The 20,258-nt window shown below is 44.2% G+C and carries 31 protein-coding genes; 29 read left to right on the top strand and 2 right to left on the bottom strand.

What is annotated here, in order from left to right:
* Positions 1-1,577 precede the first annotated feature (1,577 nt).
* Complete coding sequence (locus MSBR3_RS20455) at positions 1,578-1,823, bottom strand: hypothetical protein (protein WP_155396829.1); 246 nt, start codon at positions 1,821-1,823, stop codon at positions 1,578-1,580.
* A gap of 53 nt (positions 1,824-1,876) precedes the next feature.
* Here MSBR3_RS20455 and rpl3p point away from each other — a divergent pair, with 53 nt between their 5' ends.
* From rpl3p to MSBR3_RS14010, 26 genes are all read left to right on the top strand, one after another.
* A complete protein-coding gene (gene rpl3p / locus MSBR3_RS14135) occupies positions 1,877-2,890 on the top strand; it encodes a 50S ribosomal protein L3 (RefSeq protein WP_048108865.1) in 1,014 nt (337 codons plus the stop codon).
* Positions 2,891-2,896: 6 nt separating this feature from the next.
* Entirely contained in the window at positions 2,897-3,658 is a 762-nt protein-coding gene (rpl4p, locus tag MSBR3_RS14130; protein WP_048108864.1) for a 50S ribosomal protein L4, read from the top strand.
* Entirely contained in the window at positions 3,655-3,903 is a 249-nt protein-coding gene (locus MSBR3_RS14125; protein WP_011305150.1) for a 50S ribosomal protein L23, read from the top strand. The genes rpl4p and MSBR3_RS14125 overlap by 4 nt, the downstream gene beginning before the upstream one ends.
* A 10-nt stretch (positions 3,904-3,913) precedes the next feature.
* Complete coding sequence (locus tag MSBR3_RS14120) at positions 3,914-4,630, top strand: 50S ribosomal protein L2 (protein ID WP_048108863.1); 717 nt, start codon at positions 3,914-3,916, stop codon at positions 4,628-4,630.
* 15 nt (positions 4,631-4,645) lie between these two features.
* Positions 4,646-5,056, top strand: coding sequence for a 30S ribosomal protein S19 (locus tag MSBR3_RS14115; RefSeq protein WP_048108862.1), 411 nt, complete (start codon positions 4,646-4,648; stop codon positions 5,054-5,056).
* A gap of 11 nt (positions 5,057-5,067) precedes the next feature.
* Positions 5,068-5,523, top strand: a complete 456-nt coding sequence (locus MSBR3_RS14110) for a 50S ribosomal protein L22 (RefSeq protein ID WP_048108861.1) — start codon at positions 5,068-5,070, stop codon at positions 5,521-5,523.
* The gene (locus MSBR3_RS14105; RefSeq protein ID WP_048108860.1) at positions 5,524-6,456 is read left to right on the top strand and encodes a 30S ribosomal protein S3; all 933 of its coding nucleotides are present in this window, start codon (positions 5,524-5,526) and stop codon (positions 6,454-6,456) included.
* Complete coding sequence (gene rpmC, locus MSBR3_RS14100; protein ID WP_048108859.1) at positions 6,456-6,659, top strand: 50S ribosomal protein L29; 204 nt, start codon at positions 6,456-6,458, stop codon at positions 6,657-6,659. Before MSBR3_RS14105 ends, rpmC begins: the two co-directional genes overlap by 1 nt.
* Positions 6,649-6,981 carry a ribonuclease P protein component 1 gene (gene rnp1 / locus MSBR3_RS14095; RefSeq protein ID WP_048108858.1) on the top strand — a complete coding sequence of 111 codons (333 nt, stop codon included), beginning with the start codon at positions 6,649-6,651 and terminating at the stop codon, positions 6,979-6,981. Before rpmC ends, rnp1 begins: the two co-directional genes overlap by 11 nt.
* 4 nt (positions 6,982-6,985) lie before the next feature.
* Positions 6,986-7,315 (top strand): 30S ribosomal protein S17, encoded by a 330-nt coding sequence (locus tag MSBR3_RS14090; protein ID WP_048108857.1) that lies wholly within the window; start codon positions 6,986-6,988, stop codon positions 7,313-7,315.
* Positions 7,312-7,710, top strand: a complete 399-nt coding sequence (gene rpl14p, locus MSBR3_RS14085) for a 50S ribosomal protein L14 (RefSeq protein ID WP_048108856.1) — start codon at positions 7,312-7,314, stop codon at positions 7,708-7,710. Before MSBR3_RS14090 ends, rpl14p begins: the two co-directional genes overlap by 4 nt.
* 10 nt (positions 7,711-7,720) lie before the next feature.
* A complete protein-coding gene (gene rplX, locus MSBR3_RS14080; RefSeq protein WP_048108855.1) occupies positions 7,721-8,071 on the top strand; it encodes a 50S ribosomal protein L24 in 351 nt (116 codons plus the stop codon).
* Positions 8,072-8,084: 13 nt separating this feature from the next.
* Entirely contained in the window at positions 8,085-8,792 is a 708-nt protein-coding gene (locus tag MSBR3_RS14075; protein WP_048108854.1) for a 30S ribosomal protein S4e, read from the top strand.
* Positions 8,793-8,796: 4 nt separating this feature from the next.
* The gene (locus tag MSBR3_RS14070; RefSeq protein ID WP_048110564.1) at positions 8,797-9,294 is read left to right on the top strand and encodes a 50S ribosomal protein L5; all 498 of its coding nucleotides are present in this window, start codon (positions 8,797-8,799) and stop codon (positions 9,292-9,294) included.
* Positions 9,295-9,447 (top strand): 30S ribosomal protein S14, encoded by a 153-nt coding sequence (locus MSBR3_RS14065; protein ID WP_048108853.1) that lies wholly within the window; start codon positions 9,295-9,297, stop codon positions 9,445-9,447.
* Positions 9,448-9,457: 10 nt separating this feature from the next.
* On the top strand, positions 9,458-9,850 hold the full coding sequence (locus MSBR3_RS14060) for a 30S ribosomal protein S8 (protein WP_048108852.1): 393 nt from the start codon (positions 9,458-9,460) through the stop codon (positions 9,848-9,850).
* A gap of 17 nt (positions 9,851-9,867) precedes the next feature.
* Complete coding sequence (rpl6p, locus tag MSBR3_RS14055; RefSeq protein ID WP_048108851.1) at positions 9,868-10,398, top strand: 50S ribosomal protein L6; 531 nt, start codon at positions 9,868-9,870, stop codon at positions 10,396-10,398.
* 10 nt (positions 10,399-10,408) lie between these two features.
* Positions 10,409-10,846: a 50S ribosomal protein L32e gene (locus MSBR3_RS14050; RefSeq protein WP_048108850.1), complete on the top strand. Its 438-nt coding sequence runs from the start codon at positions 10,409-10,411 to the stop codon at positions 10,844-10,846.
* Between the two features lie 2 nt (positions 10,847-10,848).
* On the top strand, positions 10,849-11,301 hold the full coding sequence (locus MSBR3_RS14045; protein WP_048108849.1) for a 50S ribosomal protein L19e: 453 nt from the start codon (positions 10,849-10,851) through the stop codon (positions 11,299-11,301).
* A 16-nt stretch (positions 11,302-11,317) separates the two neighbouring features.
* Entirely contained in the window at positions 11,318-11,842 is a 525-nt protein-coding gene (locus MSBR3_RS14040; RefSeq protein ID WP_048108848.1) for a 50S ribosomal protein L18, read from the top strand.
* A gap of 9 nt (positions 11,843-11,851) precedes the next feature.
* A complete protein-coding gene (locus tag MSBR3_RS14035) occupies positions 11,852-12,478 on the top strand; it encodes a 30S ribosomal protein S5 (RefSeq protein ID WP_048108847.1) in 627 nt (208 codons plus the stop codon).
* 1 nt (position 12,479) lies between these two features.
* Positions 12,480-12,941 (top strand): 50S ribosomal protein L30, encoded by a 462-nt coding sequence (locus tag MSBR3_RS14030; RefSeq protein ID WP_048108846.1) that lies wholly within the window; start codon positions 12,480-12,482, stop codon positions 12,939-12,941.
* Between the two features lie 10 nt (positions 12,942-12,951).
* Positions 12,952-13,374 (top strand): uL15m family ribosomal protein, encoded by a 423-nt coding sequence (locus MSBR3_RS14025; RefSeq protein WP_048108845.1) that lies wholly within the window; start codon positions 12,952-12,954, stop codon positions 13,372-13,374.
* Between the two features lie 142 nt (positions 13,375-13,516).
* Positions 13,517-14,995 (top strand): preprotein translocase subunit SecY, encoded by a 1,479-nt coding sequence (gene secY / locus MSBR3_RS14020; protein WP_048108844.1) that lies wholly within the window; start codon positions 13,517-13,519, stop codon positions 14,993-14,995.
* A gap of 82 nt (positions 14,996-15,077) precedes the next feature.
* Entirely contained in the window at positions 15,078-15,725 is a 648-nt protein-coding gene (locus tag MSBR3_RS14015) for an adenylate kinase (protein WP_048108843.1), read from the top strand.
* Between the two features lie 194 nt (positions 15,726-15,919).
* Entirely contained in the window at positions 15,920-16,198 is a 279-nt protein-coding gene (locus MSBR3_RS14010; RefSeq protein WP_048108842.1) for a helix-turn-helix domain-containing protein, read from the top strand.
* 358 nt (positions 16,199-16,556) lie between these two features.
* Here the strand turns inward: MSBR3_RS14010 and MSBR3_RS14005 are convergent, their stop codons facing one another.
* A complete protein-coding gene (locus MSBR3_RS14005) occupies positions 16,557-17,171 on the bottom strand; it encodes an LbetaH domain-containing protein (RefSeq protein ID WP_080942313.1) in 615 nt (204 codons plus the stop codon).
* Between the two features lie 470 nt (positions 17,172-17,641).
* On the opposite strand from MSBR3_RS14005, the gene MSBR3_RS14000 reads away from it, so the two are divergent.
* The 3 genes from MSBR3_RS14000 (at position 17,642) to MSBR3_RS13990 (ending at position 20,109) form a co-directional block, all read left to right on the top strand.
* Complete coding sequence (locus MSBR3_RS14000; protein WP_048110562.1) at positions 17,642-18,262, top strand: DUF106 domain-containing protein; 621 nt, start codon at positions 17,642-17,644, stop codon at positions 18,260-18,262.
* Positions 18,262-18,804 carry a (d)CMP kinase gene (gene cmk / locus MSBR3_RS13995; protein WP_048108841.1) on the top strand — a complete coding sequence of 181 codons (543 nt, stop codon included), beginning with the start codon at positions 18,262-18,264 and terminating at the stop codon, positions 18,802-18,804. Before MSBR3_RS14000 ends, cmk begins: the two co-directional genes overlap by 1 nt.
* 288 nt (positions 18,805-19,092) lie before the next feature.
* The gene (locus MSBR3_RS13990) at positions 19,093-20,109 is read left to right on the top strand and encodes an RNA-guided pseudouridylation complex pseudouridine synthase subunit Cbf5 (RefSeq protein ID WP_048108840.1); all 1,017 of its coding nucleotides are present in this window, start codon (positions 19,093-19,095) and stop codon (positions 20,107-20,109) included.
* The last annotated feature ends 149 nt before the right edge of the window (positions 20,110-20,258 follow it).

The following is a 20,258-nucleotide window of genomic DNA, read 5'->3' as shown; positions in this document are numbered from 1 at the left end:
TAAAAGCTTTTTCTTTTTTCAAATTTTTTCTCTTTGAATAACACTATAGTAATAATAATATCATTAAGAATTCTAAGTCTACCTATCTTGACTTTTCATTACTTAAAGTATTCTTTCTTAGTTCAAACTCTCTTAATGACTTTTCCTTATGGATTTAACTTGGTTTAATAGAAATTTTACTTTTAGAGCCAGGTTTTATGCAGATTGCTGGATGACTTGTTGGATAATATATCCAACAATCATATCCTGCATAATAACTTCATAGATACCGAAGTAAATGTTTCTGAAAAGGCTATATATATCAAGATTTTGGATGTTATAACAGAATCTTGAATTTCAATAAGCCTACACAAGGAAAATAAAGAATCTCTTATCCTTCAAAGGCCATATAATAATTCAATTCCAAGATATTATATTATAAAACAAATTCTTAAATGTTTTAGCTCAAACGTACTACACTATTTGCCAGATTATAAATTTAGAATATACAATTTTTTGAAAATGTCTTCCAAAAAATGAAATATATAAAGAAAGAATTAAATATATCTCTCTTTTATTATTTGCACAGTCCAGGCGGACTATAACCTTAGTATTGGATCATAGTCTCACATGCAGGTGCCCAAAACTTAAATATAAAAAAGTATAGATAAAACTCAAAACACTAGCACAATATCTAAACAAGAATTATAGAGTTTTAAGCAAACTTTAACTGACAAATTCATCCGATCCCAAAAATGTTTTTGTAAAGGGTGATCGATTACAACTTAAAACTTATAGTTTACAAGTTTGCGTATAATCTAATACAGGCTTGGTATATGTCCACTCTAATTATAGTAGGCTTGGTATACATCTACTCTAATTATAGTAGGCTTGGTATATGTCTACTCTAATTATAGTAGGCTTGGTATATGTCTACTCTAATTATAGTAGGCTTGGTATATGTCTACTCTAATTATAGTAGGTTTAGTATACATCTTCTCTAGTTATAGTAAGCATAGTATATGTACTTCTAAACCGACATATGGGCATTTGCCGGCCGAGAAGTAGAGCTAGTATTCTTTTGATTATAGTTTCTATATTTCAACTTCAACTGGGTAACAATAAGCTTAACTCTTTAATCTATTTACTTGTCTCTTACCTGAAACGGATTTTTTCTTTCTGAATTCTCTTCTTGCCCTACAAAGGCTTTATATATTAGATGTGCTATCTAAACGCAAAGTACATCCGAGATAGAAATTTCATGCGTTTTAGTGCTTGAAATTATCTAATCAGATCAATGTGATGCTTAATGCTAACATCCTGGAGATATCCGGGAGAGAAGGTTTTCTACCGTTTCACGGGAGATTTCCTGCATTGAAGATAAATCCAGTGAGAAAAGTCGGATCAACATGAGTGTAAAGGGCCAATGCTTTGAAACGCCCGCTTTCGGCGTCTTGACGGCGCCTAAAATCGCACGAAACTGTTCAGGTTTTCGATGAGTTGCGGTTGCAGTTACTGAATACTGAAGTTTCAAACTAGGGAACTGAATTAAAGTCAGATTACCGAATACTGAAGTTTCAAATCAGGTTACTAATGTTTCAAATCAGGGCCGGATGCCTGGGTTTGGGTCTGCCAGGATCGTAAAATCGGTCCTTTAAGAGTATGCTCCTGCTAGACAAGCTGGGAAGAGGATCGGATATTTGCAGATGCCTGAAGGAATTAGGGTACCGGGAGCAATAAAGCTCTGGTCTGCTCGAGGCATATATGCCAGGCAGGTCTGAAAGATGTCCCTCCCCACCTGGTAGCGTTCGGGGAATCCAGTGCATTCTTCTTTTACTACTCATGTTGAGCCGACCGGAGGGACTGGCATTTTAACTGAAATTTACGGAGTAGAAATATGGCAAGCATACACCGACCAAAACGAGGTTCCCTCGCATTCAGTCCGCGCAAGAGGGCAAAGAGCCACATTCCACGGTTCAGGTCCTGGCCGGAGGCTACAGGTGAACCAAAGCTACAGAGTTTTGCAGGGTACAAGGTGGGCATGACCCACGTGATCATGGTTGATGACACTAAGAATAGTCTTACCCAGGGTATGGAAATTTCCGTGCCTGTTACTGTCATCGAAACTCCTGCAATAAGGGTCGCAGCCATCCGGGCTTACGCAGAAGACAGCACCGGAGAAAAGGCAATTGCTGAAGTATGGGCAGCAGATCTGGATCCTGAACTTAAGCGCAGGATCCCTATACCAGCAGCCGAAAACATGGCCGAAACCCTTGGAAATATTGGAAAAATGATAGAAGAAGGCAAGGTAAGCGACATCAAGGCAGTTACCTATACCCTGCCAAAGAGCCTTACCGGAGTCCCTAAAAAGACCCCAGACATCATGGAATCCGGAATTAGTGCCAGAGATCTCAGTACCAAATTCGAGTATGCAAAATCAATTATCGGCACTCTTGTAAGCGTCACAGACGTTTTCAAAACCGGAACACTTGTTGACACGGCTGCTATTACTATCGGAAAAGGTACACAGGGCCCAGTAAAGCGCTGGGGTATCCAGCTCATGAAGGGTAAGCACTCCAGGCAGGGCAGCCTTAGACAGGTCGGTACCCTTGGAGGTTTCAACCCTCGCCACGTTAACTGGAGAGTTCCACAGATGGGTCAAACAGGATACCACCAGAGAACCGAGTTCAACAAGCGCATCCTTAGGATTGGATCCGATGGGGAAGAAGTCACTCCAGAGGGAGGCTTTATAAATTACGGCCTTGTCCGTGGAGACTATGTGTTGATTAAAGGCAGCGTTCCAGGACCTTCAAAAAGGCTTATTAGACTTAGAGATCCGATCAGGGCTAAGAAAGCCGATCTCGGCGAACCGAATATCCTTCACATAAGCAGGGAATCCAAGCAGGGGTGAAGTGAAATGGCTACAGCAAAAACAATAGACCTCACAGGGAAGGCTGTCAGGGAGATTGAGCTTCCTGATGTGTTTGATGTGGATTACCGCCCTGACCTGATTAAAAAGGCAGTGCTTGCGGCACAGGCAAACAGGCTTCAACCCTATGGTCCCCGTCTCTACGCAGGTATGGAAACTTCCGCAAGAGGCTGGGGTTCAGGGCGAGGCACATCCCATGTTCCAAGGCTCGTAAACAGCAGCAGAGCTGCAAGAGTTCCTCATGCAAGAGGCGGAAGAAGAGCTCACCCACCAAAACCGGAAGCTGACAGAAGCGAGAAAGTCAACACTAAGGAACGCCGCTATGCAATCCGCTCCGCAATCGCAGCAACAAGGGATCCGACTCTCGTAAGCCTGAGAGGCCATATCTTTGAAGCTGAACTTCCAATTGTTACGGAGAACGCTCTTGAAGACCTGGACAAAACAAAGCAGGTAATAGAATTCCTGCAGGCTATCGGAGTCTATGAAGACGTGCTCAGGGCAAAATATGGAAGACATATCAGAGCTGGCCGCGGAAAGCTAAGAGGCAGGAAATACAAGCACAAAAAGAGCATCCTTATTGTTGCAGGGGAAAATGCCCCTATTCTGAAGGCTGCAAGAAACCTCTCAGGAGTAGACATTGCAACAGTGGACTCACTTAATGCCGAACTGCTCGCACCTGGCACTCACGCAGGACGCCTAACTATCTGGACAGAATCCGCAGTTGAGAAACTGGAGGGTGCATTCCAATGAGTTCAATCAATTATCCTTTTGTTACTGAAAAAGCGATGATGTTGCTTGATGAAAACAAGCTTCAGTTTATCGTGGATACCAGGTCAAACAAAAAGCAGATCGTAGAAGACGTTGAAAAACTGTACGGGTTCAAAGTAAAATCCGTGCGAACCATGACCACCATGAAGGGCACGAAAAAAGCAATCCTGACATTCGAAGATCCTGAATCTGCACACGAGATTGCAACCCGGATAGGACTTATGTGAGGTGTGATGTATGGGTAAAAGAATCATATCACAAAACAGGGGTAGAGGTACTCCGACCTATAGAGCTCCTTCTCACAAGTACAAGGCAGAACTGAGGCATCCTCGCGTTGACGAGAATACGTCGATTCAGGGGAAAATCATTGACCTCGAGCACGACCCTGCTCGCTCAGCTCCTATAGCAAAAGTCGCCTTTGAAAATGGGGAAGAACTTCTCCTGCTTGCTTCTGAAGGGGTTGCAGTAGGGAGCACAATCGAGTGTGGAGACGATGCCGATGTCCAGCCAGGAAACATAGTTCCTATAGGAAAGGTGCCTGAAGGTTTCTTTATTTGCAACATCGAGTCGAAGCCAAATGACGGTGGCAGATTCGTGCGTTCTTCCGGTGTATACGCAACTGTCGTAACCCATGAGCCTAACAGGACTGCAGTGTCAATGCCTTCAGGTAACATTAAATGGTTAAATCCGAAATGCAGAGCAGTTGTCGGTATTGTTGCAGGAGGAGGCCGGGTTGACAAGCCATGGCTCAAAGCCGGGAAAAAGTACCACAAAATGAAAACAAGAGCTGCAAAGTATCCCAGGGTTTCAGGAGTTGCCATGAACCCGCGTGACCACCCATTCGGTGGAGGTGCATGGAAGCATCCGGGCAAGCCTACAACAGTTAGCAGAAACGCTCCGCCTGGAAGAAAGGTCGGACTGATTGCAGCTAGAAGGACCGGAATGAAGCGCTGATGAGGGGTATTTGTTATGGCTAAAAAATCATCATCAAGATTACCAAAGAGAAAGGGTGAATATACCTACCGCGGGAAAACCGTCTCAGAACTTCAGGAACTGAGTCTTGAAGAGTTTGCAGAACTCCTGCCTTCAAGAGAACGCAGGAGCATTAAACGCGGGTTTACCGACGGACAGAAAAAAGTTCTGCATGATTTCAAGGAAGGAAAGAAGGTCAGGACTCATCACAGAGATATGATCATTCTTCCTGAAATGATCGGACAGACGATTGAAATCCACAGTGGGAAAGGCTTTGTGAGTGTAGACCTTCAACCTGAAATGATCGGGCATCGTTTTGGAGAATTCGCACCCACAAGATCAAGAGTTACACATGGCAGTGCTGGTGTGGGAGCAACCCGTTCAAGTAAATTCGTGCCACTGAAATGAGGTGAAAGGGAATGGCAAGAATTAATTATTCAGTTAAGGGAGACCCTGAGACTACCTCTAAGGCTATGGGTTCCGAACTCCATATTTCCCCTAAAAAATCCCGTGAAGTCTGCTGCAAAATTAAGGGTATGAAGGTTCCTGAAGCAAGAAAGTTTTTAGAAGATGTAATTGCTTTAAAGCAGGCAGTCCCATTCAAAAGACACCATGATGGCTCAGGACACCGAAAAGGTCCAATGGCTGCAGGCAGGTACCCTGTTAATGCTTCAAAAGAGATCCTCAAGATCTTGAAGAATGCAGAAAGCAATGCCGAATATAAGGGACTTGAACCCGCAAGTATGTATATCACCCACGCTGCAATTCAGCGCGGGAGGGTAATTCACGGGTTTATGCCAAGAGCCAGAGGCCGTGCCACTCCTAAAGACACAGACACTGTAAATATTGAGATGATTCTTTCCGAGGTGCGTTAAATGGCAATAGAAAGAAAATTCGTCAATGATGGGTATGTTAAAGCCTCCATGGATGAGTATTTCGCAGACCAGCTGAACAGAGCTGGATATGGCGGTATGGAGCTTAACAGGACTCCTATGGGTACCCAAATCATTATCTATTCTGAAAAGCCTGGAATGGTAATCGGAAAAGCCGGAAAGGTCATCAGAAAGCTTACCAGGGACGTTGCAACTAAATACAATCTTGAAAACCCGCAGATTGATGCTCAGGAAGTTAAGAAACCTGAACTTAACGCTCAGATGATGGCATCAAGGCTTGCAGCTTCAATTGAGAGAGGCTGGTACTTCAGAAAAGCCGGACACAACACACTTCGTGCAGTCATGAACGCAGGCGCACTTGGCTGTGAAGTTGTTATTTCCGGGAAACTCACAGGTGCAAGGTCAAGAGTTGAAAAATTCGTTGATGGGTACATAAAACACTCCGGAAACCCTGTACAAGAGGTCGTTGACGAAGGATTTGCAGTAGCAATCAAAAAGCTTGGAACTCTTGGCTGCAAAGTCAGGATCATTCAGCCAGGTGTTGTCCTACCTGATTCATACACAACCAGGGAACCAAGTGAGCCTGTAACCGAACCGGTTGAAAAGCCTGCCGAAAAGCCGGCTGCAAAACCGACCGAAAAACCTGTTGAAACTCCTAAAAAGGAAAGTGCGGCAAAACCCAAAACTCCTGCAGCAGCACCTGCTAAACCAGTAGAAGTTGAAGTTGCAGAACCTGAAGAGGCCGAGGAAGAACCTCAGGCTGAAGTAGCAGAAGACTTTGAAGAGGCTGAAATCATTCAGGTTGAAGGCTCAGAAGAACTGCGAAGACAGGTTAACGGAGTCTGGCAGCACAAGCATGAGGGTTACGACTACTGGCATCCCATGGCACGGGTTCATAAGGAGGCTAAGGAATAATGGCAATCCTCAGATCCAGAGAAATCCGGGACATGTCACTTGACGAACGGGCTGACGAACTCGAGACTCTTAATAGTGAACTGGTCAGGGAACGTGCTCTTACTTCCGCAGGCGGAGCTCCTGAAAATCCGGGAAGAATCGGAGAAATCAGGAGAACAATTGCCCGGATAAAGACAATTCAGCATGAGCTAAATGAAATCTAAAGTGGAAATTCTACCTTCGACCCTTATCTATCATGAACTGATAGGGCTCGAAATCCAAGTGATTAATTCCACTAATTCAGCATTGATAGGAACTCGTGGCCGGGTAATTGACGAGACAAAAAATATGTTAGTTATAGAAAACTCAAGGTCGCGGGAACTGAAGATTCCAAAGGCGGATTCGGAATTTCTCTTCCGGATCCCTGCCGAGCTCTCAGAAAAAGGCCGCAGATCCGATACATTCGTTAAAATTCAGGGAAACCTGCTGCTCTCACAACCCGAAAATCGGATCAAGAACATCAAAAAGTTACGCAAATGGGGCTAAACTCATGGCAAAAGATATTGGATTAAACATACCGGAGCCATCAGAAGAATGTGATGATTCATACTGTCCCTTCCACGGAACGCTTCCAGTAAGAGGTCAAATCCTTGTGGGCACCGTGGTCAGCAGCAAGATGGACAATACGGTAGTTATTGAAAGGCAATACATGAAATTGGTGCCGAAATACCAGAGATACGAGAAGAGACGCTCGAAGGTTCACGCACATAACCCACCCTGCATTTCAGCAAAAGTCGGGGATATCGTTACAATTGCAGAATGCAGGCGTATAAGCAAAACAAAGTCCTATGTGGTAGTTAAAGCGGAGGTGCCCAAATGAAAGGCATACGCTCCAACATCCCAAGGGCTCTCAATGCAGGCGCCAAGATTCCTTGTGTGGACAACACCGGAGCCAAGGTCGTTGAGATTATTTCTGTCAAGAAGTATAGAGGGGTAAAGAACAGAATGCCCTGCGCAGGAATTGGAGACATGTGCGTTGTCTCGGTAAAAAAAGGCACACCCGAAATGAGGAAGCAGGTTCTCCTTGCAGTAGTGGTTCGCCAGAAACAGGAATTCCGCCGTCCTGATGGGCTGCGTGTGTCCTTTGAGGACAATGCCATGGTAATCACGGATGAAGATGGGATTCCCAAAGGCACGGACATAAAAGGTCCTGTAGCAAGAGAAGTAGCTGAGAGGTTCCCCAAAATCGGGACCACAGCATCTATCATTGTCTGAGGTGGCGAAAATGGTATCCAAACAGCCGAGAAAGCAGAGAAAGGCAAGATATAATGCGCCTCTGCACATCAGACAGAAATTCATGGGTGCAAGGCTCAGCGAAGAGCTCTCCAAGGAGTATGGTACAAGAAGCGCCGCAGTTATCGCGGGTGATACCGTGAAAGTCATGCGCGGAGACTATAAGGGTACTGAAGGAAAGGTCCAGACTGTTTCTCTTCAGGATGGCACAATTTCTGTGGACGGAGTTATTTCCACCAAAGTGGATGGCACCGAAGTCCCAAGACCTATATACCCCTCCAATGTTATGATTACAAAACTGGAACTGAAGGACGGGCGCAGAGCATCAAGCATTAAGAAGTGAGGCAGGTGATTTTGTGACACACCAGAAAAGATTATCAATCCCAAAAAGCTGGAAGGCCGGGAAAAAAGGTTATAAATGGGTCTCCACTACCCGCCCGGGGCCTCACAGTCAGGCACGCAGTCTTCCGCTTGGAATCATAATTCGTGATATTCTCAAGCTTGTGGATAATAGCAGGGAAGGTAAGAAGATCCTCTCGGAAGGCAAAGTTCTTGTAGATGGGATTCCCAGAAAAGACCTAAGGTTCCCTGTAGGGCTTTTTGACGTAATTACACTCCCTCTCATAAATGAAACATATAGAATGTTCCAGGATGAAAAGGGACGTCTGGCTCTTCATAAGTTGAATGAGACAAATGTTAACAAGTTGTGCAGGATCAACAACAAAACTACTCTCAAAGGAGGAAAGGTGCAGCTTAATCTGAACGATGGGACTAACATTCTCGGTTCTAATGAGTACGGCACAAAAGACTCTTTGATTCTCTCAGTGCCTGACAAGCAGATTGTAAAGCACCTGCAGTTCAAGGTCGGCAACCTGGCAATGGTAGTAGGCGGCCAGCACTCTGGAGAAATCGGAAAGATTACGGAAATCAGGGAAGTTAAAAGTTCCAGACACAATACGGTTGCGATTTCCGGGGAAACCGATTTTGAGACAATTGAAGATTACGTGATTGTCATTGGCGAGGACAAGCCGGAAATACGGCTCGGTGGTGAGGTAATTGAGTAATGTTATGCGCACCCCTGTTGTTGAGAAGGTAATTGTCCACATGGGTGTTGGAGAAAGTGGCCAGCATCTCGTAAATGCCGAAGAAATCCTCAAGACTATTACAGGGCAGGGAGTTGTCAGGTGCTTTGCCAAGAGGACTCTTCCGGCTTTTGCGATCAAAAAGAGCGAACCCATAGGCTGCAAAGTGACCCTGAGAGGCCAGAGAGCCCAGCAGTTTCTCGAGACTGCTCTTGGCATCGTCGATAAGACTCTTGTCAGGTCCCAGTTTGACTCCCTTGGAAACGTCTCTTTCGGAATTGAAGAACACACCGATTTTCCGGGCATGAGATATGACCCGAATATCGGGGTTTTCGGAATGGACGTAACAGTTGTTATCAAGCGCCCTGGAGAAAGAATCTGCAAGAGAAGGATTGCAACAAGGAAGATTCCGACTAACCACAGGGTCACAGTTGAGGACGCAGTTGCTTTCCTTAATGAGAGCTATGGCGTGGAGGTCATGTAAATGGCAGAGAATATAAATAAGTCCGGAAGAGGAGTAAACGTGTGCAAGCGGTGCGGAAGAAAGCAGGGACTTGTCCGTAAATACGACATTTACCTCTGCAGGCACTGTTTCAGGGAGATTGCCCACGAGATGGGTTTTGAGAAGTATTCATAAGGTGATTAAAATGGTATTACTTGATCCTCTTGCAAACGCCCTTTCCACAATTAAGAATGCCGAAGCTATTGGGAAAAGTACCTGTATTATCAGGCCTGCCTCAAAAAACATTGGCAATGTGTTGAAGGTTATGCAAGATCTCGGCTACGTTGGAGAATTCGAGCTTATCGATGACGGAAAAGCCGGAATCTACAGTGTCACTCTTGTAGGAAGAGTCAACAAATGCGGTGCAATCAAGCCGCGGTATTCAGTAGGGACTGACAGCTTTGAACGCTGGGAAAAACAGTTCCTGCCTGCAAAGAACTTTGGCGCCCTTATAATAACTACTTCAAGCGGAGTTATGTCCCAGTACGAAGCCCGTGAGAAGAAGATTGGTGGGCAACTTCTTGCTTATGTGTACTGAGCTGGAGGGAACAGGAAATGGTTAAGGAAATTGCAAGAACAATAGAGATTCCTGAAGGAATTTCCGTCTCTTTCTCTCAGGATGTGTTTACAGCCAGTGGCCCCATGGGAACTGTAGAAAGAAAACTATGGTACCCTGGAATCAAGATCGACGTCAGGGAAGGCGAAGTAGTGGTGGATGCTCACTCTTCCAGGAAAGAACAGAAAGCCATGGTGGGCACTTTCACTTCCCACATCAAAAACCTGATGAAAGGCGTAAATGAAGGTTTTGAGTGCAAGATGACTATTCTGTACGCTCACTTCCCTATGCAGGTAAAAGTTGATGGGAAGACTCTCATAATCGGAAACTTCCTTGGAGAAAAGAAGCCAAGAGTTGCAAAAATCCTTGGCGAGACAAAGGTTAAGGTATCCGGAAATGAGGTGACTGTTTCCGGAATAAACAAGGAAGATGTCGGGCAAACTGCTGCAAATATTGAACAGAAGACCAAGATCAAGAGATTCGACCCAAGGATTTTCCTGGACGGAATCTACATTGTGCAGAAGCCCTGAGGTGGTTATGATGGCAGAAGAATTCAAATCAGAAGATACTTCAGTTTCCACCCTTGATATGGACTCTGAATCCAGGCGATTATTCAATGTGAGAAAAGTCCAGAAGGGAAAAAAGCCCCAGTTTAAGAGAGCAGCCTGTCATAAATTTAAGAGGCTTGACAGCAACTGGAGGCGCCCGAGAGGTTCTCAGGGTAAACAGCGTAGAAAATACGTCTCAAAAGGTGCTCATGCGCAGGTGGGATACGGAAGCCCTGCAGCAGTAAAAAGCTTGCACCCATCCGGTTATTCTGATGTGCTTATTTCCAGCGTTGCTGAGCTTGAGCTTGTTGATCCCTCTTATGAGGCTATCAGGATAGCATCGACAGTAGGTGCGAGAAAGAGAGCCGTTATTCTCACAAAAGCTGGAGAGCTTGGTATTAAAATACTGAACCCTGGAAGGAGTGAATAAAAATGTCAGATCTGGCCAATCAAAGAAGGTTAGCCTCCAAAATTCTCGAATGCGGACTTGACAGAGTATGGCTTAATCCGGAAGCCTCTGAAGAGATCGCGTCAGCAATTACCAGGGAAGATATTCGCGGGCTCATTGAGAAAGGTACTATTAAGGCCAAGCCGGTTAAAGGAATCAGCAGAGGCCGAGCCAGAGCTCTTGCTGCCAAGCGCAAGTATGGGCACTGTAAAGGTCAAGGTTCAAGAAAAGGTAAGAAAGGAGCCCGTACTCCTAAAAAGGAGCAGTGGATCAAAAAGATCCGGGCGCTTAGAAGAAGGCTCAAGGAACTGCGTGCCGACGGAACACTTGATAAATCCGTGTACTGCAGACTTTACAGAAAAGCAAAAGGCGGCGAATACAGAAGTGTTTCCCACCTGAACTCCCACCTTGGGTCTGAAAAACTGTTAAAGAAATAACCTGGAGGAGCTAAATATGGCAACAGGACCAAGATATAAGGTTCCTTTTAGACGACGAAGAGAAGGACGCACTAATTACCACCTGCGACTCAAGTTACTGCTCTCAAAGCAGGACCGTGTAGTTGTCAGGAAGAGTGCAAGAAATGTTCAAATCCAGTTAATAGCTCCGACCCCAGAGGGGGATATAACTTATTCCTCAGCCGTTTCGAGTGAGCTTGCTAAGTACGGTTACACAGGGGCTACCGGAAACACAACGGCTGCATATCTTACAGGGCTCCTGTTCGGGCTTAAAAGCTTGAAAAAGGGGTATGAAGGAGGAATTCTGGATATAGGACTTCAGGCTTCCTCTGCAGGCTCCAGGGTCTATGCCGCACTTAAAGGCGTTGTAGATTCGGGTTTCGAAGTCCCTTGCAGCCCTGAAGTTTTCCCTTCGGACGAGAGAATCCGGGGAGAGCATATTGCTGAATACAGAGAAGAGAGCTCAGACCTGCCAGAGCAGTTTGAAGCAACCAAAGAGAAAATCTTTGCTGAGTTTAGTTAAGGTGATTAAATGGCATTCGATGAAGAATGGGTTCCAAAAACCAGGCTTGGAAAATTAGTCATGGAAGGACAGGTTGCTTCCATGGAAGAAGCAATCAGATCAGGCCTGCCTATCAGGGAACCCCAGATAATTGATATGCTGCTTCCTGATCTTGAAGACGAGGTACTCGATATTAACATGGTTCAGAGGATGACTGACTCCGGACGCCGTGTGAAATTCAGAGCAACCGTAATCGTAGGAAACAGAAACGGCTATGTAGGGCTCGGGCAGGCAAAGGATGTGCAGGTAGGACCTGCTATCCGTAAGGCAATTGATGCTGCAAAGCTCGACATCACTTACATCCGTAGAGGCTGCGGCTCATGGGAATGTGCCTGTGGTCTGCCTCACACTGTTCCTTATGAAGTTACAGGAAAGGCAGGCAGTGTAAGCGTAACTCTTATTCCGGCACCAAGAGGTCTTGGCATTGCTGCAGGAAATACTGCAACCAAAGTGCTGGAAAAAGCCGGAATTAAAGACGTATGGACCAAGACCTTCGGGACTACACGGTCTACCCTCAACTTCGCAAAGGCAACCTTCGATGCTCTTAACCAGGTCAACATCATGAGGCTGCCAGTGTACTGTAAGGAGGAAGCCTGATATGTATGCCATTGTTAGGTTGAGAGGTCAGGTTAATGTCCGGTATACGATTGAAGATACAATGAAGATGCTTCGCCTGCACAAGGTCAACCATTGTGTGCTTGTACCCGAGAATCCTCATTTCAAAGGTATGGTTCAGAAGGTGAAGGACTACGTTGCCTTTGGGAAAATTGATGCAAAGACTCTTGCGGAGATCCTCGAGAACCGTGGAAGACTCGAAGGCGATACTCGCCTGACTGAGGAGTATATCCGGGAAAACACAGCTTATGACTCAATTCTGGCTTTTGCCGAAGCTGTAATTAACGGAGAAACTACCCTTAAGTCGGTTCCCAAACTGAAGCCTGTTTTCAGGCTTCACCCTCCAAGAAAAGGACATGCAGGAATTAAAAGAACCGTGAAGCAGGGCGGCGAGCTCGGAGACCACGGTGATGATATCAATGAGCTCCTGCACAAAATGAGATAAGGTGGTTGAAATGGATACAAAGAAGTTCAGAGGATCCAGGACCTGCGGAGGCGGGACTCATAAAAACAGGCGTGGAGCCGGAAACCGCGGAGGCCGTGGAAAAGCAGGAGGCTGTAAGCACCACTTCGTAAGAGCTATGTTGAGAGGATACAGCTACGGAAAGCACGGTTTCAAGTTACCTGCTGAGATTTCCAAAGACCCTTCCATAGTAAATGTGGGAGAACTTGATGAACTTGCTTCTTATCTTGTTGAAGAGGGGCTTGCAGAAATCAAGGACGGTGCATACCACATTAACCTTGAAAATCTCGGAATCGAAAAAGTACTCGGAAGCGGACGTGTTACGAAGAATCTTGTAGTTACTTCTGAAGAATTCTCCGCATCTGCCCGCGAAAAAATTGAAGCCGCTGGCGGAAGTTGCATCGATGCCGAATAAGTAATGTCATCTAGCATTACTTATTTTAATTCTTTTGGTAACTTTTTCATATTAGATGTACTATACTTACCAATATCTTACGGTAAAACGTGATCTTACATTTTAACTATTATAATAAATTATATTTTGAATGGTGTAATCGATGACTCTCAGGGATACGTTAGAACCGTTTTTTAACAAGTTACCTGCAGTAGCAAGTCCGGAAAAACACGTCCATTTTAAGGATAAGCTCTGGTGGACTCTGGGAGTCCTTTTGCTGTACTTTGCTCTGGCAAATGTACCGCTTTTTGGGATGTCCCAGGATTCGGTTGACCTTTTTGAATCTTACCGTGCCTTCTTTGCGGGCGCGTCTGGATCTCTAGTTCTCCTAGGTATCGGGCCTATTGTCACGGCTTCGATTGTCCTGCAACTTCTTGTTGGAGCAGATATTATCAAACTGGACCTGTCGGATCCCAAAGACCAGGCATTCTTTCAGGGAGCACAGAAATTCCTTGTGTTTATCATGATCATACTGGAAGCGCTGCCGCAGCTGCTTGGTGGATATATCCAACCGGATCCAGGGCTTGCTTCTGCTCTCGGTGTAGGCCTGGGAGTAATCACCTTTCTGCTCCTTATACAGATCTTCATTGGAGGCGTACTCATCCTGTTTATGGATGAAGTAGTTTCCAAATGGGGTATTGGTTCAGGAGTCGGGCTTTTCATTGTTGCGGGAATCTCACAACAGATTGTTACAGGGCTCGTTAGCTGGGAACGTGATTCAACGGGTTTTCCGGTAGGGTTGATTCCGAAATGGGTTTATATTGCGCAGACTGTCGGAGCGGATTACCTCTTCTCAGGTGACGGCGTGATATTCATGCTGGTCAGAGGAGGAATTCTGGCACTACTGAGTACAGTTATTATCTTCCTGTTTGTAGTATATGTGGAAAGTACAAGGATTGAAATCCCTCTCGCGCACAGTGCAGTTAGAGGAGCCAGAGGCCGTTTTCCTGTCAAGCTCATATACTCTTCGGTGTTGCCAATGATCCTTGTCCGAGCTCTTCAGGCTAACATCCAGATGATAGGGATTATTCTTGCAGGCAGGGGAATCACTTTCCTTGGAGAGTTCAATGGGTCCACACCTCTAAACGGGATTATGTATTACCTTGCTCCCATACACAGTCCTTATGACTGGGTCCCGTCTCTTGTGAGGGATTCCTTTTCAGGTTATGGTGCGACCGCTCCTGCTGGATGGCAGATAGGGCTTCATGTCTTTACAGATGCTTTCATGCTTATTGTAGGCGGGATTATCTTTTCCCTCTTCTGGATAGAAACTACAGGCATGGGGGCTAAACCTACAGCCCAGAAGATTTTCAATTCCGGTATGCAGATTCCGGGCTTCAGGCGGAATATTAGCAGTATTGAAAAAGTTACGCAGCGCTATATTCCAAAAGTTACCGTAATCGGCGGAGCTTTCATAGGATTACTTACTCTGGTTGCTAGCCTGCTAGGTACTCTTGGAAGTGCTGGAGGTACAGGGTTGCTACTTACTGTAAGTATTGTATACAGGCTGTACGAGGACATCGCATCCGAGCAGATGATGGAGATGCACCCGATGATACGTTCCTTCTTTGGAGAGCAGTAAACCCGCTTTGGATTGCAAAAAGGTATAAAAAAGAATCGAATTTAGATGTAATGTAAACAAACCAAAATACAGGGATCTTCGAATGAATATAATACTCTTCGGCCCCCCTGGTGCCGGAAAAGGCACCCAGGCCAAAAAAATGGTTGACTATTATAGAATCCCTCAGATTTCCACAGGTGATATCCTGCGGGCAAATGTCAGGGAAGGAACCGAACTTGGGCTTGCAGCCAAGAAATATATGGACAAAGGAGAGCTTGTTCCCGATGAGGTACTTATAGGAATTATTAAGAACCGTCTGAAAGAACAGGACTGTGAAAAGGGTTTCATTCTTGATGGGTATCCAAGAACAATACCTCAGGCTGATGCTCTTGCAGTCATCCTTGATGAGATCAATAAGCCCATAGATGCTGTTCTTAACCTTGAAGTGCCTGATGAAGAACTGGTTGAAAGAATAAGCGGTCGTCTAATGTGCAACTGTGGTGCGAGTTACCACAGGACTTTTAATCCGCCAAAAAAAGATGAGATCTGTGATATTTGCGGTGGTAAGGTTTTCCAGCGTGCTGACGACAAAGAAGAGGCTGTTAAGACCCGTCTCAGTGTTTATAAAAAGCAGACCGAACCCCTCATTGACTATTATGCAAAGCAGGGAGTTCTGATAACTCTTGACGGTACAAAAGATATAGATGAAGTTTTTGAAGAAATAAAGGCAGTTCTTGCGAAATTTGCTTAAAATCTTTATTTCTTTTATCTTCATTTCTTTTTTCTTTTTAATACTTTCTTGTCACTTCGATTTTCTGTTAAGTCATCTATATTTTTCGAAATACTTTAGTTTTTTTCGTATCATCTTGATTCAAATAATTTGATTTAAATAATATGTAGCTATTTATGTTACCAAGAACTACACTACGGAGAAGCTGAGTTAGTATGACTGAAAACTCGATCGATGAACTGGTTAACTGGGTTATCAGCGTTGATCGCCGTTTGATTCTTATGGGCTCCATGAAAAGGCACCCCTTTGTAAGAGCTTCGGATATTGCCCACGAGGCAAGTCGATCTACACAGAATATCAGTCACGCTTTAAAGGAATTTGAGAGCAAGGGTTTAATTCAGTGTTTGACTCCTGAGAAAACAACATGGAGAAAGTATACCCTGACAGAAGAGGGAAAAACAATTTTAGAAAAACTGGATGGAAAATACCTTTGATTATTGAAATAATTGAAGTCTCTATTAACCAAATGTTAATAAGATCTTTAGCTGAATGTGTTAATTGGTAATTGGAACTATCCGAAAAGTGTTGTAGCCTGATGAAAAGTGTTGTGGCCTAACGTATCTTAAAATTAATAGTACCGTAATCAGAAATGATACTGATACTACAGATCTATAGTAGCTTAAAATCTGTTGTAGCTTAAAATCTGTTGTAGCTTAAAATCTGTTGTAGCTTAAAATCTGTTGTAGCTTAAAATCTGTTGTAGCTTAAAATCTGTTGTAACTTTAAAATACGTTATTATTGACTTTTCGGATTGGTTCTCAGTCACATTACTACCGGACTCCAGGTAATTTATCACTCTGTATTTTCAAAAACTTCGGTTTTTTCGATCTTATTTTCCTGTAATATTCTTAAAGGTAGATCTTGATTCTCAAGTTGAAGCCTTTTATATCCTTCCACCAGTTCAAGATTTGCCCTGACAACAGATTCTTTGAACTCTGCAAGATCTGTTGTGATATCTTCAAGTGCATTTGCCGCTCTTTGATCATTGATAACCCCTCCGTCGGGTACCATTTTGTGTGGAAGAATTTCGACTCCGCGAACAACAGCCTTGTGAAGAACCAGAGTATCTTTTCCCAGAGAGCAGTCAAACGTCAAGGCTCCAAAACCTACAAAACAATTTTCTCCTATCTCACAGGGACCATGTACGATGCACCCGTGTGCAAGAGATGTGTTATTACCTATCTCCACTTGTGAATTGTAAAGGGAATGAATTATTACATTGTCCTGAATGTTACAGCCGCTTCGGATAACTATTGAAGACCCAGGTTCGTCTGCCCTAATTACGGCATTAGGGCCAACAAATACGTCTCCTTCTATAGTTACATTTCCTATTATAAGCGCGGTGTCGAATATCAAGGCTTTACTGCTTATTTTTGGAAACTGTCCACTGGGGTTTGGAAACTGCATTTTTCAAATTCCTCCTAAAGCCTGTAGTATGAGTTTATCTCTCAACTTTCCAGGCTGTAGTCTCTTGTTATGATAATTTATGAAAAGATATTTAAACATTTTTTGTTTAAACATATTTAGCTGAATGGTAGTTTACAAGAGTGCAGTTATATGTGGCTGTAGTAGGTTAACAATTAGAGAAGCAAGCTAAAAATTATACTTGAGAGTTAGTGATTGTATGCTTATCTTTGACTGCTACTTGTCCGGAGTTGTTCGGGAAGGTTCAATCTGAATTTCATAGAATAGTATAACTTATATATACATCGACACTTATTAACCAGAACAACCTGTAATCGTTTAAAATTGGCTCCGTAATCGAGCTGATTTATCACGACTTTAAAATACTTTAAGCTTGTCAAGCTTTTATTATCGGAATTCTTCTACATTTGAAGATCTCAGAATAACTATTGAATCTGAACGGTGAGAACAACTTGGTTTCGGAGACATTAAAAAATCAAATAGACCGGTTCCTGCTAGCTCTCGGTTTTTCCCTTATGATCGGGATTATGGTTCTTGGGCAGGGTTTCAGAGAGGCTGTCGGAAAAGTCGTAGGGACTTTAATGAATCCCATACTTGCTCTTATCGGGCAGGAGAATTTCTATCTAATCCTTTTGGTAATGGCGTCTATTACTGCTATTTACGCATCCGTTATCCAGAAATACACAATTGACTGGGACCTTATGAAGAATACCCAGGAACGCATGAAAGCTTTCCAGAAGGAATTCCGGGAGGCGCAGCTTTCCCAGAACACTTATATGCTTAAAAAACTGGAAGAACAACGCCAGGAAATGATGGAAGACCAGATGAAGATGTCCAAGCAGCAGTTCAAACCTATGGCTTACATCAGTATCATTTCCGTTCCTCTCTTTATGTGGGCTTATTATTACATCAGTGGACATGGGAACGCCACGATGGTTTTTCCTTTCTGGGGTAAACAGTTGCTGACTTCTCATGCTTTTTTGTACTTCCAGCACTGGCTATACTGGTATTTTATTTGTTCTCTCGGAGTTAGCCAATTTATCAGAAAGGCATTGAATATCGGTGGGGTCTGATGCGGATAACAGTTAGCGGGCTTCCCGGAAGTGGAACGACAACCGTCTCAAGACTCCTTGCAGAATATTATGAATTTGAACTGATTTCCTCGGGTGAAATTTTCAGGAAGATAGCCAGGGAGAAGGGAATGAGCCTGGCAGAATTTGGGGCTATGGCCGAAAAAGACCCTTCTATTGACCTGGCTATTGATAATAATCAGAGAGCTGTTATCCATAGTCACGAAAAACTGATACTCGAAAGCAGGCTTGCGGGTCATATGGCTAAAGATGTCCCGAATGTACTTAAAATCTGGATAAAGGCTCCGCTACCTGCCCGGGTAAAACGAATCCTGAGGCGGGAAAAATCAATTTCTTTTGACGAAGAGCTCGAAAGAACAATTAAACGGGAAAAATCCGAAGCCCTCCGTTATATGAGCTATTATAATATCGATATTAATGACCTCTCAGTTTACGACATCGTTATTGATTCTGAAAAATGGAACCAGTATCAGATCCTTGACATTCTCAGGACCGCTGTTGATTCTCTTGTCGGCCCGGAATAACTTCCCACAAGTTCTGAAAGGCTGGATTTTTATACAAAGCGTAGAGTTTTATTTGCCAGAAGCTGATATTACTGATATACTATAGCATTATGAGTCTTCGGCATATGATCTCTCTTAAATCTCTCTTTAATTTAAATCTCTCTTTAATAATACTGCCCGAGTTTCCTTCTTACATGCATCGCGGGAATTTCCTTAAATCGCATTTATTTTCACTTGTCATGAGTTACGGGTTACTGCATACTATCGTATCTACGTCTATAAATTCAGTTAAGGAGTTTTTGAAAAACTATGTCACCTGCCGGCAAATTGCCATCAGAAGCTGAAAGAACTCTTGTCCGGAAATCCGTTGCCTGGTCAAATCCCTCTTACGGCTCTCATCCGGAAAATCGCCCTATTCTTGAGTACATCGAGAAAGGTGTTGTAAATATTGATAAGCCAAAGGGACCGACAAGCCACGAGGTTGCAGCCTGGGTAAAAGCTATTCTGGGTGTGAGTACGGCAGGGCATGCAGGCTCACTTGATCCCAAGGTTACGGGGCTTTTGCCAACTTTACTCGGAAAGGCTACAAAAGCGGTTCCTGCTCTGCGCCTTTCCGGAAAGGAATATGTCTGCCTTCTGAAGCTTCATAAAGAAATGCCTCAAAAGCTGGTAAGGAAGGTCTGTGAGGAATTTACAGGTCCTATCTACCAGATGCCTCCTATCAAATCAGCTGTCAAACGCGTTGTCAGGGTAAGGACGATCTATTACCTTGAAGTGCTGGAAATTGAAGGCAGTTTTGTGCTCTTCCGCGTAGGATGTGAAGCCGGAACCTATATCAGGAAACTCTGCCATGACATTGGGCTTGCTCTTGGTTGTGGCGGACATATGCAGGAACTCAGGAGGACAAAAGCAGGCCCGTTTACCGAGGAGACGCTTGTCACCCTTCAGGATCTCAAAGATGCATATGTACTCTGGAAGGAAGACGGAGATGAGTCCGAGATCCGACGGGTAATTATGCCAATGGAAACGGCTGTGTCCCACCTTCCCAAAATTATCCTGCGGGACAGTGCAGTAGATGCAGTCTGTTCAGGGGCTGCTCTTGCAGTTCCGGGTATAACAAGTCTGGATGCAAACCTGAAGAAAGGCGAACTGACAGCGTTATTTACCCTTAAAGGTGAACTCATTGCCCTTGCAAAAGCTGAAATGAGTACAGAAGAGCTCCTCAAAGCCTCGGCCGGACTTGCAGCGACTTCGGTCCGGGTTATGATGGAAGCAGGAACTTATCCGAAAGGTTGGGACAAAAAAGAGCATGGTGTTAAGTCATGACCTATAAAACTCTTTTAGAAATCCTTCTTTTAGAATAAAGTTTATATATCACTATTCCGTTATGGTATAAGTCGTGCCATAAGCTTTTTGGCAACCTTTCAAAGCAATCTTTCCAAAGGAAAGCTTGACCACAACCTTTCTAAAAGAAA

The organism is Methanosarcina barkeri 3 (assembly GCF_000970305.1).
Classification (GTDB): domain Archaea; phylum Halobacteriota; class Methanosarcinia; order Methanosarcinales; family Methanosarcinaceae; genus Methanosarcina; species Methanosarcina barkeri_A.
This window is presented reverse-complemented; position numbering and strand designations above follow the sequence as displayed.